The organism is Pseudomonas putida (assembly GCF_028682635.1).
In the GTDB taxonomy this organism is placed as follows: domain Bacteria; phylum Pseudomonadota; class Gammaproteobacteria; order Pseudomonadales; family Pseudomonadaceae; genus Aquipseudomonas; species Aquipseudomonas putida_AE.
The window spans coordinates 1-429 of record NZ_JANHLK010000095.1 but is presented as its reverse complement, the minus strand read 5'-3'; the positions used below and the strand labels follow the sequence as shown (position 1 = coordinate 429).

At 63.2% G+C, this 429-nt stretch carries 1 pseudogene; it reads right to left on the bottom strand.

The features are described 5' to 3' along the window. Positions 1–74: 74 nt before the first annotated feature. Positions 75–429 (bottom strand): annotated as a pseudogene (locus tag NPS56_RS31020) (T6SS phospholipase effector Tle1-like catalytic domain-containing protein); the annotation flags it as partial.

Genomic DNA, 429 nt, shown 5'->3' with positions numbered 1-429 from the left:
TAACGGCCCGCTCGCGCCATGGGCGGGCTTTGAACTGGGGCCTGCGGTCCTGCGCTACGCGTCGAAAAACAGGTTCAGGCCGATGCATTTTTCACCTCACCAGCCTGGGCATGGAACGCTTCCCACAGCGCATCGATGTCTTGCATGGCCTGGACCAGGTGCTTTGCGTCCAGCGGTTGCGCGGCACCGTCAGGTCCGGCATTCGAGTTGGTGCGCGCCAGCACTTCACCGTTCTCGCCATACAGCGCCAGGTCGCGACGGCCGGCCTCGCCGAAAAACACCATGCGTTCGCCGAAGTAGCTGCCGAACGGCTCACGTCTCAGTGTGTACATAAACCAGGCGCGGGAATCGTGGACCTGATCGTCGAACAGCGCGCGCAACAGCCCTTCGGGTTGCGTGGCGTTGCGGCTTTCGTCGACATTGCCACGG